Source organism: Acinetobacter sp. UBA2581 (assembly GCF_002339435.1).
GTDB lineage: Bacteria > Pseudomonadota > Gammaproteobacteria > Pseudomonadales > Moraxellaceae > Acinetobacter > Acinetobacter variabilis.
Genome location: NZ_DDLD01000005.1, coordinates 1 through 15,851, shown reverse-complemented (window position 1 = coordinate 15,851; position 15,851 = coordinate 1). Strand labels below are relative to the sequence as shown.

The window sequence follows — 15,851 nt, the reverse complement described above, 5'->3', positions numbered from 1 at the left end:
TACTTTTTGAAACACCACCAAGAATGGAACTTAAAATCTGGATAAAACGAAGGATTATGAATAAAACGACGATACTTAAGGAAGATTTTTTGCAACAAGACTTTTTTCTAGTTAAGGCCAGTATATAGGAAGATTTAAACTAATCAAGTTTTCTTATATATATATTTAATTACCTTATAAATAGTATTTTTTATTTACAGAATTTTTATTAAATTTCAATTACTTGATAAAATAAAACCGTATTGTTTGAGTAGGTTGAACTTCTACATTTTAGATTACCTTCGCTTTCTCCAAACAAAAAAGAAGCAGAGAAATAACAATGTCATCGCTCTGCTTTACTTAATATTAGGCCGCCCTTTTCCTAATAATATTAAAAGGTCACACGCTTATATTCCCGATATTCCGGTATCCAGAAATTCGTATCAATGGCTTTTTGCAGCACATCAAAACCAACTTTTGGAGCAACGCCATCATCAATCGCAGCTTGCGCAACCCTTAAGGCAATAATCTTGGAAATATGCTGGATCTGATCCAGATCTGGCAACAAGTTGGCAGTTGGATCCTGAAGTTTTGGAGAGCATTCTGCTAAGGCATTACTTGATGCCATCAGCATATTATCCGTAACACGTGTAGCACCTGAAGCAATCACGCCTAGTCCAATTCCCGGAAAAATATAAGAGTTATTGCATTGAGAAATAGTATAAATCTGTTCCTGATAATTAACGGGTGCAAATGGACTACCTGTAGCAATCAAAGCTTTTCCATTGGTCCATTGAATAATATCGGCTGGAACAGCTTCTACGCGAGAAGTAGGATTCGATAAAGGAAAGATAATCGGATGTTCACAATTTTCAGCCATTGTCGTGACCACATCTTTGCTAAATAATCCCGGCTGTCCAGATACCCCAATCAGTACTGTAGGTTTTGCATATTTAATGACATCCAATAGAGAAATAATCTCTTCAGCATTTCCCCATTCAGCAATATTTTCTGGTTCTTGGGCCAGTTTTCTCTGGAAATTTAATAGGTTTGGCTGATTCTGGGTAATAAGGCCGAAGCGATCCACCATAAAGACCCGCTTACGTGCCTCTGCATCAGTCAGGCCTTCTGCTACCATTTTTGCCACAATCTGTTCAGCGATCCCACAACCGGCTGAACCTGCTCCCAAAAAGGCAATGGTCTGGTCTTTTAGTTGCTTATTAGACGCATAGGAAGCTGCAATCAGACTGCCTACTGCCACAGCTGCCGTACCCTGAATATCGTCATTGAAGCAACATACTCGATCGCGATATTTTTCCAGTAAAGGCATGGCATTGTGCTGGGCAAAATCTTCAAATTGAATTAGCGCATCGGGCCATCTTTGCTGAATCGCCTGTATCACCATTTCGACAAATTCATAATATTCATCACCAGTGATACGAGGCTGACGCCATCCCATATAAATCGGATCATTCAACAACTGCTCGTTGTTCGTGCCCACATCCAAAGTAATCGGTAAAGTATAGGCGGGACTAATACCTCCGCAGGCCGTATATAAAGCCAGCTTTCCAATCGGAATGCCCATTCCACCAATGCCCTGATCGCCTAAACCAAGAATGCGCTCTCCATCTGTAATCACGATCACTTTGACATTTCTTCGATTTACATTATATAGGATATGCTCAATATGATCCCGATCCGGATAGGAAATAAAAACCCCGCGATGACGGCGATAAATCTTGGAAAAATGCTGACATGCCTCTCCTACCGTTGGCGTATAGATGATCGGCATCATTTCGCTTAAGTGATTTTCGATCAAATGATAGAAAAGCGTCTCATTGGTGTCCTGGATGTTACGTAGGTAAATATGCTTATTGATTGCATCATTGAATGAGCAATATTGCTGATACGAACGCTGACTTTGCTCCTCAATCGATTCGATCGCTTGGGGCAAAAGTCCATGTAAATTAAAATGAATACGTTCTTCTACAGAGAAAGCTGAGCCTTTATTCAGCAATGGGAGTTCAAGTAATGCAGTGCCTGCATAGGGAATATAAAGTGGACGTTTAGGATTCAGAGGTTCAGTTGCCATTTTTAACTCGCACTTTAAGATTCGACATGAATGAAAGCCGAAAAGAACAAAAAATTATCCTACTATCCTAGTCGACTTTCAGCTGTTTCAGTCATTCAGCGAATTAATAATGAAAAATGTTCTATTTAATAAACTGATAACGGCAATAAAATAAGCTTTAAATTTTTGTATCCTCTTGTCAGATAAAAATTTAGATCATACTTTTTTTAATTGAGACTTATTAGATACTTGTTATGTGCTCACCTCAAACAACTCAGTTAGTTCAAATTTTGGCAATAAAAAAAACATACTTAAAAAAGGCAGATAAGATGTGCAATTAAAGAAATAGTTGGTTTTATAATACAGTGCCTATGCTCATCAGTAAAAGTATTTAACTCAGACAGGCGCAAGACTTGTTCTAGACTTGCTTCTTTAGCTCATCTACACTGCCCAATTACACTAACTCAAATTAATATAATACTTTACAATATTCATTTTGGCCATATAGCTGATATTGGAGAATTCGCTACACTAGGTAACATCCATAATAATTCCAATATTATTTTACTGCACAAAAAAATCTTTCAAATTAGATATATTTGCTCCACTAAATTATGAAATCCTCATCAAAAATGATTATATATATCTAGAATTTTGGTTATTATTCAACAATTAAATTTCAATCCTATATTGGAAAGTATTTTTAACATTCGATACACTGGTTGGTTTGCCATCGACGAGACGAGGCTGGTATTTAAAAGTGAGTGCAGCCTGAATCGAAGGTCGTACAAACATCGGATGGCAGTCACCTTGTGCCTTTGGATTTTCTACCCGTCCTTTTTCATTCACGTTATACACCACCGTACAATCCCCCTCCAGCTTACGATCCAAAGCTTGTTCAGGGTAAGCTGGTGCTATTTTTACAACAGGTTGATAATTTTTAACATCAAATGATTCAGGATGAGTTTGTGCTTTAGGTTCTACTGATTTCTGGGTCTTCGTCTGAGTTGGTATATCCGCTTGGGACTGCGTATCTACTGTTTTCTGAGATTCCGCTACTGCCGTTTGCTTTTCCGTCACGACTTGCTGTGTCGGTTTAGCCGCTGTAGGTACAATTTTGCTACTCTGTGACTCTACAAACTTCTTGGTGGTTTTCGGTTGGACTTCAGTAGGTTTCTCAAGCTGTTTTTTGACAGGCTCATGTAAGGGTTTTTCTTCGACTATCGGCTCAGGCTTTTTAGGTTCAGGTTGTTGTTTGATTGGAGGGGGTATTTGCACAAATTGTAATTGAATGGTTTTCGGCTTGGGTTCCGCCAATGTTTCATGCATCTCAACCGTACATAACCATGCAATTAGCGCAATATGCAATCCAGCCGTGACCGAAAGTGCTAGACCTTGATCACGAAACCTAATTTTGGAAACGGTTGCCATCATGATTGTGGTTCCTCTGTCACTAGCCCCAAGTTCGTTACCCCACTTTTTTGCAAGGCTGCTATGGCCTGTGCAACCAGTTGATAATCAGCATTCTGATCGGCACGTACATAAAACTGTAAGCTTTTATCTTTTTGAATAATCGGAACGAGCTTTTGTTGCATAGTGGCTAAATCAATGGCCTGATCCGTAACTTTCTCGGTATTCACTTCTGATCCAATATTCCAGTAATACTGGCCATTGGCTTGAATAGATAAGGTTACAATACGCTGCTGTTGTGACGCGGGCATGACATTGGCATCCACTTTAGGCAAATCAATTTGAATGCCTTGCGTCAACATTGGTGCAGTCACCATAAAAATTACCAACAATACCAACATGACATCAATATAAGGAACCACATTCATTTCAGCATTGGGTTTTAATTTTTGAGGACGCTTAATCATGGTTCTTGCTCCTTAACGCGAAGTGCGCTCAGTGTGCCCCAACAAACGATAAATACGCGTTTGCAACTCATTGGCAAAACCGTAATAACGACTGGAAAGCTTGTCAGCACGTGCCGAAAAACGGTTATACGCCACGACTGCAGGAATAGCGGCAAATAAACCAATGGCTGTCGCAATCAGCGCTTCTGCAATCCCTGGGGCAACTGTATTGAGGGTTGCCTGTTCAACGGCAGACAGTCCTATAAACGCATTCATAATGCCCCAGACCGTTCCAAATAAGCCTATATACGGGCTGACTGAACCAACTGTTGCGAGAAAGGTCAGATTCTGCTGAAGCTTTTCTTCTTCCTCACTGATGCTACTGAGTAAACGACGTTCTACCCCATCAATCACATCACTTGTGGTGAGTTGCTCATCTTTGATCAATTGATGGTATTCATCCACCCCATGTTGAAAAATGCTGACAACGCCTTTTTGTTGTGCAGGCTGTTGGTAATCTTGCTGTAAAAGCTTGAGATCTTTTTGCTGTCTAAAATTCTTTAAAAAACGGTTCCAAAGCTGCTCTTGTCCACGAAGTAACATGCCGTGACGCACGATTAAATACCAACTTATGACTGAGGATAAAACCAAAATCAACATCACTACTTTTACCAACACACTGGCATGGCTAATCAACATCCAAACTGACATTTGATCCATCGTTGCTTGCATAACGCACTCCAATTTTTTTACTGCATGGTGCAGTACATATATATTTTTAAAATGGGCTGTGATTCTTTAGCAGCCCATGTACTCACTCAGGTACTAAAGCGCTATTTAGTCCAAATGCAGGGCTTGAGCGATTTTTTCCCAAGGCACATATTTAAAGTTCTGATTGGTTTCAGGCATACGTTTACGTCCGTCTTGCACCACCAACATGCCTCGCTTCCATTTGCCACCAAAATTTAGGGAACTCACATCCAGTCCATCTGTTTCAGACACAGCGTCAATGCCTTTTTCGGTATTGATGCCAATACGAAATGCGCCACGAACCGTGTAAGGTGCAGCGGCATCAAGCACCACAAAGCTGTCATTGCCTTGGCTTGAAACCACCAAATAACTTTGGTTTTTGCCGTGATAAAGTCCCATCCCCTCAATGTCATCATGCATCACATCTCCTACACCTATCACCTGCTGCATAGGAAGCTGAGTTTGTAGGTTGAGATCTTTTACCCACACCGCGACATCTTCTTCACCCAAGAAAATACGCCCTTTGGCATCGTCTACGACACAGCCTTCAGGTTGGGTTTTCACTGAAAAACGTTGTACTTCTTCAGCCCTTAATTTTTGCTGTGCAGCCGTGATGTGGTATTGAACAAAAGTCCCGTTTTTATCGTTGGGAATGGCATAGATTTCCCCTTGAGCGTCGCGGTACATGCAAATGCCATAGATATCATCCAATGTGGTTGCTAACTCGCCAAGCACAGAAACCTTGCCCGTTTTGGGTTGAATCGCAAAGAGATGCAGGCTGTTATGATCTCGGTTCGATGCCACCGCCAAATCGACTGTCTGATTGCCCCATTTGAAACCGTGGCGTACATCGACATTATTCAATCGCCCTACTGGCAAGTACTGCACAGTTTTACCCTGTAAGTCGTTAACCTGTAGACCACCTTGTTTATCTGTCGCTAGAATACGGGACTGACTCGGCTGTGCAGCGTTATGCCAAATCGCAGGATCATCAGCCGCGTCACCTGTACTTGGCACACCCTCCGTCTGCACTTCTGCTGGAATAGTAATGATATTTTGAGCTTTGGTCTGGGTCTGCGTTTCCCATTCTACATCTGTCACTTTCACGGTTTTATCATCTAAAATCAGCAAGGATTTATCAGTTAAATTACCTTGAACACTCAAAGTCTCTGCTTCTTTCACCGTGTCTAGTTGTAAAGGCGGCTGTGCTTTCCATTGCTTATCTTGCTTTTGATAACGATAAAGCAAAGGTTTTTCTGCATCGAGTACCGCGACATGATCATCTACAATCGCAATTGCAGAAGGTGAACCTTGAATCGAACCAAAGGGTTGCACGAGATCCACCGCCTGACGCACCATGTCTGCTTCAGAATGAGCTGGATATGCCCAAATGCCAACATTAGCTTCATTAATAAACAACTCTGCTGTGGCATCATTCACTTTGCATACACTACTAGCAGGTGGAAAACTGAGACGGCGTACCAACTGTGGTTGAACCAAAGCCTTCTCATGCTGAGCCACCAACCATTGTTCACCAAGCCCCTCTTCACCTACTAAAAAAGCAAAACTCAGCCCTTGAGCATCGGTATATAGGCAAACATCTTCAGACTTAAATGAACGCTTTGGAATAAAACTAGGCTTGTCCCATGCTTTATTTTTTAAGTTCATGCTCATCAGTTGAATTTGCTGTTGTTGCAAATTCGACGCAGCAATCAATAAATGCTCCGAACCAATCCGATAATCAAAACGCCCAAACTGACCTTGAATTTGATGTAGTACATTTTGTTGATCATCTAAAATTTGTAGCCCTTTATTTTTACTACTCAACAGTGCGGCAACTTCAGGCCATGCACTTAAGGTTAACCATTGCACATCCTCAGTTTTCGCCCCATTCATGTCGACTTCACGTAATTGCAACTTCGCTGCCATAGGCTGATCTATTGGTATTTCAACCGAGCTTAACGAATGGCTATTTTGCGGAGCTCGGGGCACGCTGTGCTGACTGCATGCGCTCAATAACAGCAAGCAACTGCTTAAAGCAGACCATTTAAAAGATGAAAATTTCATAGAGATACTCAAAATTGGGCAAGGAACCTCAGGTCTGCTTCTGTTGAGCAAACCTGAGTACTAAATTTAATTCGACTTAAAAATGGGTATAGGTCAGTGCCAGTTTGTAAGCTGGGCCATACTCTTCATATTGCGCGTTATAAGCCTTAGAACCTGCATAGTTGTAATAATGCTCATCGGTGATGTTTTGTACATCAAACTTGAGCTGTAAGTTTTTAGATAAGTTCACATGACTACTAAAATCAAGGAAGATTTGGTCATCGGTATAAATATCTTTTTCAGGCGTATCAATGTCACCAAGTTCATACAGATAACTCGATTTATAATTTGCTGAAAGTCGTACACCAAAACGTTCATTTTCCCAGCCAAGCATCGCATTCGCCACCACATCCGACTGATTTGGCAAATGAATACGACGACTCAGAAGTTCACCATCTTTCATCGAATCAATATCCGCCTCTGACTTACTAAAGGTGGTATTTAAACCCAACAAGAACCCGTTCCATGGTGCTCCTAAGTGGTCAAATTTTTGTGAATAGGCAAACTCCATTCCATAGAGTTTGGCACTTTGACCATTTTTATAAGTCACAGCTTCATCAAAGTCAGCCCACTGACCTGTCCCTGCAATATTGGTGTTATAGATAAAATTGTCGATATCTTTATAAAAACTATAAAAACTCACCATACTGGCTTTGCCAAAATACTTTTCTACACCCAAATCAAAGTTAGAAGACTCTAAAGGCTTTAACATTGGGTTACCAAACTCAGCTTCATCACCATCTATGTAAACACCTGGCGCACTTTGCGCAAAGTTCGGACGCACGACACTATTGGTCCATGCCGCACGCAGGTAGGTATTGTCCGCCAATTGATAACGCAAATGTAAGCTTGGCAACCAATGATCATAGTCATTTTCATATTTGGTCGCAGTGATCACATCATCATTAAACTCAAAACCACGTGCTTCAAATTTGGTATTTTCATAACGCAAGCCAGCAATCACACGCAATTGATCCAAATCAATCGTATTCATGACATAAGCCGCTTGTATGTCTTCATTTGACTTAAAGTCATTAATGATGGAGCCATCCGCAACCACATAGTCAGCAGCATTTAGCCCATTTATTTTGTCCTGAATGGCATTTTCATTGATGCTTGGACCAAACTGTCCCAGTTCATAGTGACTGTTTGAATTGAAATCTGAACTTGACGTGCTGAGGTCTTTATATTTCCATTCATCGGTATTATTGGTTTTCTCACGTTGACTGATTTTGCCCCCGAACTTCAATGCAGCAGGATAATTTCCCAACATATAGTCTTTTAAAAAGTCTAATTTACCGTTGTATTCTTTATCGGTGGTTTTAGACTTTTCCCACGACACCGAATCTAGCTCATAGTTGGCAGCATCATAAAAATCTTGATCTGCTGTTACAACTGGCTTTTGGGTACTGCTAAAGCCAACATTGCTAAACTCAGCTTTATATTTCGCCCCTGAAATACCGCCTGGGTTTTCCTCCGATGCTTCGCTATAACCGAGTTGGCCCTCAACAGTCCACGTGCCGAAACCTTGCTTGCCCCCTAAAACAAAGGACTGAATTTCTTGCGTTTCAACACGACTTTTTAATGAGCGAGTGACTTCGGCATCTCCACTTTGCCCTGCAAGTTGTGGATCGGCAAATTCAACTGAAACTTCTTGACGCGATTCGGTATCTTTAAATCGGCTATATAACGTTCTTAAATAGTATTCGCCTGTGTCATTGGGGCGGTAATCAAAATTTAACCCTGCACCAATGCGCTCACGCTCGATGTCATATTGGCGCATTGCGGTTTCTTCAAGTGCATCGCCATCCCAAGCCCCACCCGTTTCAACATTGTCCGAGCCAAATTTTCGGTTTTGATAACTCAGTGCCAGCGCTACCCCAAGGTTGTCTTGCCCCTCACCAACACTGAAACGGTTACTGATGGCACCCGATGCTTTAGGGCTATATTTTTCCCGTTTTTCATCATAACCACCTTCAACCGTTCCCGTATAAAACAAACCGTCATGGTCAAAGGCTGATAAACTTTCGACTTGCACCGTACCGCCTAATGAGTTGGCATCCATATCTGGTGTCAGCGTTTTCACCACAGCCAAAGACTGCACCAGCTCTGATGGTAAGACATCCAATGCCACGCCACGGCGATCGCTTTCAGGCGCGGGAACCAAAGTACCATTGATGGTCACTGCATTTAAGTCAGCACCTAAACCACGAACTGAAACAAAACGTCCTTCGCCTTGGTCACGCTCTGTAGATACACCCGGTATCCGTTGCAACGCTTCTGCGGCATTATCATCGGGTAATTGTCCGATGCCATCGGCATGTACCACACTGCTGATTTGGTCGGCACGTTTTTGTTCTTTGAGTGCTTTATCCATACTTGCAGCTTGACCAATGACCTGTACATATTCCACCGTGTTATCTTCGGCATGTAGATGCGTCATGCTCAGCATTGATAGGACCAGTGTACTGAGCTGAAAACCCGCACGCTTATGTTTCATGAAACGGCTCTGATTATTTTGCATTATGTTCTTCCCCTCAAGCCAAAGTGGCATGGTTTGAACGCACAATAGAAATTGAATGTGAACATGATGTGACAGTGCCTTTTACGATCTGCCCTTTTTATTTGTTTTTTGGTCATTTTCAGCAAAAAGTGAGCTAATTTGATCTGTATAGAGAAAATTCTGAGCATACAGAATGATGCATATTCACTACAAAGATAGGGTTTTTCAGCATTTTTATTCTCAAAAATCAAAAATACACTGATCTATTTTGACTCTAGCCTTTGCCATCAAACTTTCATCTAAATCTGTTTAGCTTGGGCGAAAATAAATCATTTCAAAAAATGCTATGCCTAAATACCTTGCTTACTACCGCTGGCCTTTGTTATGTGTAGCGACTGCCTGTAGCTTATCTCTCTGGTTATTTATCTTACTTGGGCAGAGCAAGTCGTTTGCTGAATGGAACTGGGTCGATATTTTAGGTGAAGGGGGAGCAACTGTTTTTATTGCTATTTGGATTTTCTTTATTATTAAAAGCCGTCCTTTGGGCCGTGTAACCAACTATATGTTTTATGGACTATGTTTTATTTTTTTCCATATGTGGATGGACAGCTTAGATGAGTTTATTCGCCTGCCTAAAGAAATCATGTGGGATGCATGGCTTGAGTCCATTCCTTTTCCAATTGGACTGTGCCTATTTACCATCGGGATTTATTTTTGGCATCAAGAAGAACTGGCGATTTCTAAACACATGCAAAAACGAGAACGTATTTATCGGGATCACCGTTTATTCGATGCACTCACCCCTTTAGCCGATGCTCATTACTTTAAAACACAGCTCAAAGCTGCAATTGAGCAAAACTTGCATGAACCCAGCGACATGTCCGTCATACTGCTAGATATGCATAATTTTAATCAGATTAATCAAACATATGGCTTTGATGAAGGCACATCTATTTTACAGCATGTTTCACAATTGATTAGCTTAAACTTACGACCACAAGACCTGCTCTGCCGCTTCGCAGGAGATCGTTTTATTATGTTGTTACCAGAGACGAAGCTACAACAGGCTGAAAAAATGGCAGCTCAACTTGAGCGCATGCTTATGGTCAGTGCTTATTATCAACGTGATCTGTCCGCACACATTCCTTTAAAAGCACTCACGACCTGCTGTTCAGTCGGGCAATACCAAACTGCTCAGCAACTTTTGAGTGCATTAAATCAGCAATTGCTCCAAGTGAAGCAATACTACTCACCAAAGCGAGTCGCGGTATGAGCTTTGAATGCGACTACAGTTACATTCCTGCGCATCATCAATTATCTATTTTAATTGATTTAGCAGTCAGCCATGAGGTCGAACATCACGTCCTACTTAGTGGTAGCGGTATTTTCTTGGAAGATATCTTTTCAGGGCAAAAGCTGATTAGCCAGCAACAGTTACAACAGGTTTTAACAAATGCTGAGCAGTGTTTTCGCAATCAGGACATCAGTTTTTTATTCGGTCAACGCAGCCTAACCACCCCCTTTAATGACGCCATTAAATCCATGCTGTATGCATCAACCTTCGATGAGGCGCTTAGCCGTTATTTAACATTTTCCGCATCTGTTTCACCGTGGTTATGCCCTCGACTCATGTATAGTCAAAGCCATATTCATATTTATTGGTTAGATGAAAACAAGCTTGAAAATCGTTTTTTAATCGAAAGCGCAATGAGTGCAATACAAGCATTTAGCCGTCAACTGTATCAAACCAAGTTAGCTTGGAAATTCGAATTTAATTTTTCTGAACCGGATTATATTGAACAATATTGGACGCATTTAGGCAGTGCTTTAGAGTTTAATCGCCCGATCAACATGATGAGCCTGCCTCGTGACTTGGTCCATGAAAAACTTCCCAATGCCTCTTCGACCTTAGCTGCAATCAGTTATCAACATGCGCTGAAAGAAATGACAGCTCAAAATATTCAACAGAGTTTTTTGCTCAGTTTGCATCAATACTTCATGCAAAATATTCAAAATAATATTCAACTTGAACAAACTGCTGATTATTTTCAAATGAGTTCTGCCACCTTAAAACGTAAACTGAAAAAGCATCAGACCCATTTTCAGGCGCAACTCGATCAAAGCCGTTTGCATACCGCCATCATTTTATATCGTGTGCATGGTTTTAAAACTGAACAGATTTCTCAGTATTTACAAATTAATGATGCCACTAATTTTCGACGTGCATTTAAACGTTGGAGTGGTTTAACAGTACAAGCGGCACAGTCCTAACCACCTATTTTCCCCAAAAAATCACGGATATTCCTGTTGTAACGCCGAAATTAAAAGCCAAAAACTCATCAGCTAATCACTAAAGTCCGCATAGTCACGTTCGCTGTATTTTTCTGTTTGCGTCCAAGGTGTAGCAACATGTTGGCCAATTTTGCGTACGGTAAAGGTTTTGGCATAGCCTGAGGTCGGTTTGAGCAATTCATATTTTTGAACCAGTTGATCCTGTTCACTCCATATAATATTCAAGGTTTGCCCAGCACTGCGTATTTGATAATGCGCTAACTTCGGATCACGTTGAATCAATTGTGCTCGCTTTAAAATGTCAGGATGAATCAAAGTGTATTCACAGCGCCAACAGTTTTTCATCCCTAGCATTTCTTGATCGACATCCTGCAATTGCACCCGCATTTTTTCATCTGGCAAAATATAAAAACGCTGAAACGGACTTTCTACGTTTGCTTGTCCGACTACATCTTTGCGCTGCATCCACTGAATTGCACTGTCAAAACTCTCATGCTCATGGGTGTCTGTTTTGGCAGACACATGAGCATTGCTATGTGTCTGGGCTTCGTCAGCATGCGTTTGAGTGTTTAAACGTTCAATCCAGATATTTTGCGCATCTCGAATCATTTTCTCACTGTATTTTTGAATGGTCGTGACCCCATTGGCATCCAACCGTTCAATCTGATAATCAATACGATATTCATCGGCCGACCATACCCATGGACTGAGCAAACTGAAAGACAATGCTAAGAACTTCATTTTGAATTTGAACGGCCGTATTAATCTTGTATCCATTAAAATCCAAATGCCTTTTTCAATTGCTCAAATACCCATGTATTTTCTTGTGTGCCTTTGAAAAGATTTGAATTCTTTCCTTCAGCAAACAGCATCACATCTCCGCCGCCATGTGTTTCGCTTTTCGCCAGTTGTACCCCGACTTCTTGTTTATAGTCGTCGGCAAAGGCTTGCTCGTTGCTAATACTGTCACGAATATCTAAACGCTTGCCCGTACCATTTCCAAAAACGAGCGTCGTTCCTGTTGCCCCATTTACATCGCGGTATGGATTATGTACTTGGCCATCAGCCAGCACTTTGCTGTAAGCATTTTGCTCTTTTGCAATATTATAGTCATAGCTCAGCCCCAAAATACCTGGATTAGTCTCCGTCGTTTGACCCGTTCGTGCGGCATAACCATTAAAGGTCATCACATGGTCATGGTCTGCCGTCACTACAACCAAGGTATTGCTCAAGTCCACTTTATCCAGTGCAGTTTGAATTGCATCATTAAATGCCTTGGTTTCCTGCAATGCCCGTTTGGCATTATTGGCATGTAGTGCATGGTCAATACGCCCACCCTCAACCATCAAGAAATAGCCTTGTCCATGACTCTGTGCTTGCAGTGCATCAATCGCTTTACTGGTCATCACCGCCAGACTCGGTTCAGTCTTTATATTCTTCTTGAGTCGATCCAAATCAAAATTTAAATGCGACTGTGTGGAGAATACGCCGAAAATTTTCTGAGTATTGACCGTCTGTGCCAAATCACTTTGGCTTAAAACGGTTTGATAACCCTGCTGTTTAAACTCTGCCAATAAATCACGGCCATCCAAGCGCCCTTTGGGGTTAGAGACTGCATCATAAGGCGTCCAGTGATTTAAGCCACCTCCCATAAGGACATTAATGCCATCCAATAAGTTTGGATTATAAGCTTTACCTTTTGGAACAGCTTGAAGCGCAATATCGTATTGTGCATCACGATGACAAATATGTGCATAGGTTGCCGCAGGTGTGGCATGGGTGAGTTCAGTCGTCGTCACTACGCCAACCGCTTTTCCCTGCTTTTTTGCCAGTTCTAAAATACTTAACGCAGGCATACCTGCGACCACACTACTGCCCTGTTCTGGACAACGGTTAATGGCTTTCGCTAAGCTTTTGCCATTCGACAATTTTCCATCTTCAGGTTCGACCGCAACCGTTCCTGTTGTCATGGCAATCACTTCATTTTTATTTTTCTGCCCAGTCATATAGGCGCCCATAGAGGGAGCGCTATCTGTGGTTTGACCATCCTCAGAATAGGTTTTAATCCGTGCTGCGTGCTTCATGCTGTCCATGGCCAGTTTGCCATTTTCCCCCACAGCATAAATACGACTTGCCGTCACTGTGGTTGGTCCCATGCCATCGCCTAAAAAGAATATAACGCTTTTCGTCGGTGTAACTGTGGTGTCAGCAGCATACAAAGCACTTGAAGAAATCGACGCTGTAAGCAGAAGCATCATGTATGGGATGCTTTTAAAAGTATGTTTCATGTGATATCCCTCTGCTATAAGCCTATGATCTTACGAATGAGGTGATTGACCTCAATATTTTCAAGGCTACCTGAGAACTGATCGGCTCCCTGACCAATTGCACCTAAAAACACATCTGCACCGCCATGTGTTTCTTTATCTTTATAGCCCGTTTGAATCACAGCTTCTTGTTGGAAATCATCCGCAGCAGTGCCCGTACACCAACCCGTTTCAGCCAAAGGATAGGTGAAACTATATTTTTCACCTTGCGGTGCCTTTGGCCCTTGTACAGGATGACAGACATCAGTGTCTTTTAAGTTCAGTACCAAGTCATCCATACGGTTTTGAGTGGGACGTTTTTTGCCCGTACCAAAACCGATAATCGGATAAGGTTGACCATGAATATCTTGAGCAAAGCCCGCTTGGTCATAATTTTTTACCAATCCAAGCACGCTGGTTTCCTTACCTTCGACGTATTTTCCTGTGCGCTTGGCATAACCATTTAAAACCAAGGTGTGATCATGGTCGGCTGTGATTACAATCAGTGTATTTTTAAGTTCAGGATCACTTCGTTTAAGCTTTTGAATGGTTGCTTCTAAAGCATCATTTAAGGCAATCGTGTCTTGTAATGCGCGCTTGGCATTGGTGTCATGCAGCGCATGATCTATACGCCCGCCCTCCACCATCAGGAAAAAACCTTTTTTATTTTGCGTCAGGATGTCTAAAGCAGACAGCGTCATTTGCTTGAGACTCGGCTCTGCCAAGTTTTTCTTGGTGCGATCCAAGTCGTAATTTAAATGGCTGTGATTAAATAAACCCAATAATTTTTCATTTTTCGCCAGTTGCACTTGGGAGAGTTGGTTTTCATCAAAAACCACGCGGTAGCCTGCCTTTTGCATCTCGCTAATTAGATTGCGCCCATCAGTACGTTCTCCACCTGCATCTTTAGGCAAAAATTGACGCTTACCTCCACCTAAAACCACATCGACCCCATCTTTAAGTTTGAGGTTATAGCTTTGATAAGCATCGCCTTTTGAACTCGGGACTAACTGTGATGCAATATCATTTTCAGCATCACGGTGGCAAATATGAGCATAAGTTGATGCTGGTGTGGCATGCGTGATCCGCGTAGTGGTCACAACGCCTGTCCCCCAACCCTTTGCTTTGGCTAATTCGAGTAATGTCTGTGTGTTTTGCTTATTTTTGTTTTTTGGGTTAGTCGCGCATTGGTTATTCCCTACTGAGTCAGGTTCAACTGCAATTGTCCCTGTCTGCATCGAGATCACCTCGTTTTTCATCTTCACACCAGTCATATATGCGCCCATCGAAGGTGCGCTGTCAGTGACTTGTGCATCCTCAGAAAAGGTACGAACAAAGGCCGACTCAGGCAGCCGATCAATCGCCAACTGACCATCTTCACCAACAGCATAAATACGTGAAGCGGTAAGCGTGGTAATGCCCATACCATCACCCAAGAAAAAGACCACACGTTTCGGTTGTTGGACTTTTTCTTGTTGGAGCTGTTGTGCTGTATTGGCCTGTTGATTTCGCGTTATCGTCGTACTTTGACAAGCAGTAAGCAATATAGCGCTGAAACTTATACATGCCACGCTGATTGTTTTTAATTGGAATTTTTCAAGAGAACAGATCATGGCATCAACCCATCTTAATATAGCTGGACCATACACAGCGGATATTTAAGTAAGATGACACATAAATATTAATACGATTTATTAAAAGCTTTATTGCAAATAAGATACCAATAGTGGATCACTTTCATAAGTGATTTTTAACTCAATCCCATATTGTAAATTCCAGTGATTAAAATAAATCTCAGACCAAGTCTTTTGCATCTATTTCGATAATGGTCAGCCAGAATTTCAAAGGTCTTAAGGCGACCAAATACGTACTTAATCCCGATTCTTCTTGTATTAATCTCTCGATTGTACATTTTAAGTTTAGGATGGCTTTGTTACACAAACCTATCTTTAAAGGCTTATTCCACAATATAATTTTCAAATGAATAA

At 41.6% G+C, this 15,851-nt stretch carries 11 protein-coding genes and 1 pseudogene; 2 read left to right on the top strand and 10 right to left on the bottom strand.

What is annotated here, in order from left to right; all coding sequences use genetic code 11:
• Positions 1–370: 370 nt before the first annotated feature.
• The 6 genes from B3Q46_RS00530 to B3Q46_RS00505 form a co-directional block, all read right to left on the bottom strand.
• Complete coding sequence (locus B3Q46_RS00530; protein ID WP_005234821.1) at positions 371–2,071, bottom strand: NAD-dependent malic enzyme; 1,701 nt, start codon at positions 2,069–2,071, stop codon at positions 371–373.
• Between the two features lie 651 nt (positions 2,072–2,722).
• Positions 2,723–3,484 carry an energy transducer TonB gene (locus B3Q46_RS00525; RefSeq protein WP_005234819.1) on the bottom strand — a complete coding sequence of 254 codons (762 nt, stop codon included), beginning with the start codon at positions 3,482–3,484 and terminating at the stop codon, positions 2,723–2,725.
• Entirely contained in the window at positions 3,481–3,927 is a 447-nt protein-coding gene (gene tolR, locus B3Q46_RS00520; RefSeq protein WP_005234817.1) for a protein TolR, read from the bottom strand. The genes B3Q46_RS00525 and tolR overlap by 4 nt, the downstream gene beginning before the upstream one ends.
• A 12-nt stretch (positions 3,928–3,939) precedes the next feature.
• Positions 3,940–4,638 (bottom strand): protein TolQ, encoded by a 699-nt coding sequence (gene tolQ / locus B3Q46_RS00515; RefSeq protein ID WP_005234816.1) that lies wholly within the window; start codon positions 4,636–4,638, stop codon positions 3,940–3,942.
• A gap of 105 nt (positions 4,639–4,743) precedes the next feature.
• On the bottom strand, positions 4,744–6,585 hold the full coding sequence (locus B3Q46_RS00510) for a phytase (protein WP_224213988.1): 1,842 nt from the start codon (positions 6,583–6,585) through the stop codon (positions 4,744–4,746).
• Between the two features lie 214 nt (positions 6,586–6,799).
• Positions 6,800–9,286 carry a TonB-dependent receptor gene (locus B3Q46_RS00505; RefSeq protein WP_005234812.1) on the bottom strand — a complete coding sequence of 829 codons (2,487 nt, stop codon included), beginning with the start codon at positions 9,284–9,286 and terminating at the stop codon, positions 6,800–6,802.
• A gap of 325 nt (positions 9,287–9,611) precedes the next feature.
• Here B3Q46_RS00505 and B3Q46_RS00500 point away from each other — a divergent pair, with 325 nt between their 5' ends.
• Complete coding sequence (locus tag B3Q46_RS00500) at positions 9,612–10,538, top strand: diguanylate cyclase domain-containing protein (protein ID WP_005234810.1); 927 nt, start codon at positions 9,612–9,614, stop codon at positions 10,536–10,538.
• Positions 10,535–11,536 carry a helix-turn-helix transcriptional regulator gene (locus B3Q46_RS00495; protein WP_005234808.1) on the top strand — a complete coding sequence of 334 codons (1,002 nt, stop codon included), beginning with the start codon at positions 10,535–10,537 and terminating at the stop codon, positions 11,534–11,536. Before B3Q46_RS00500 ends, B3Q46_RS00495 begins: the two co-directional genes overlap by 4 nt.
• A 72-nt stretch (positions 11,537–11,608) precedes the next feature.
• Here B3Q46_RS00495 and B3Q46_RS00490 read toward each other — a convergent pair whose 3' ends face one another.
• The 4 genes and pseudogenes from B3Q46_RS00490 to B3Q46_RS00475 form a co-directional block, all read right to left on the bottom strand.
• Complete coding sequence (locus B3Q46_RS00490) at positions 11,609–12,298, bottom strand: hypothetical protein (protein WP_224213987.1); 690 nt, start codon at positions 12,296–12,298, stop codon at positions 11,609–11,611.
• A 35-nt stretch (positions 12,299–12,333) separates the two neighbouring features.
• Entirely contained in the window at positions 12,334–13,845 is a 1,512-nt protein-coding gene (locus B3Q46_RS00485; protein WP_005234805.1) for an alkaline phosphatase, read from the bottom strand.
• A gap of 14 nt (positions 13,846–13,859) precedes the next feature.
• Positions 13,860–15,476, bottom strand: coding sequence for an alkaline phosphatase (locus B3Q46_RS00480; protein WP_286712792.1), 1,617 nt, complete (start codon positions 15,474–15,476; stop codon positions 13,860–13,862).
• A 137-nt stretch (positions 15,477–15,613) separates the two neighbouring features.
• Positions 15,614–15,724, bottom strand: a pseudogene (locus B3Q46_RS00475) (IS5/IS1182 family transposase); the annotation flags it as partial.
• Between the last annotated feature and the right edge of the window lie 127 nt (positions 15,725–15,851).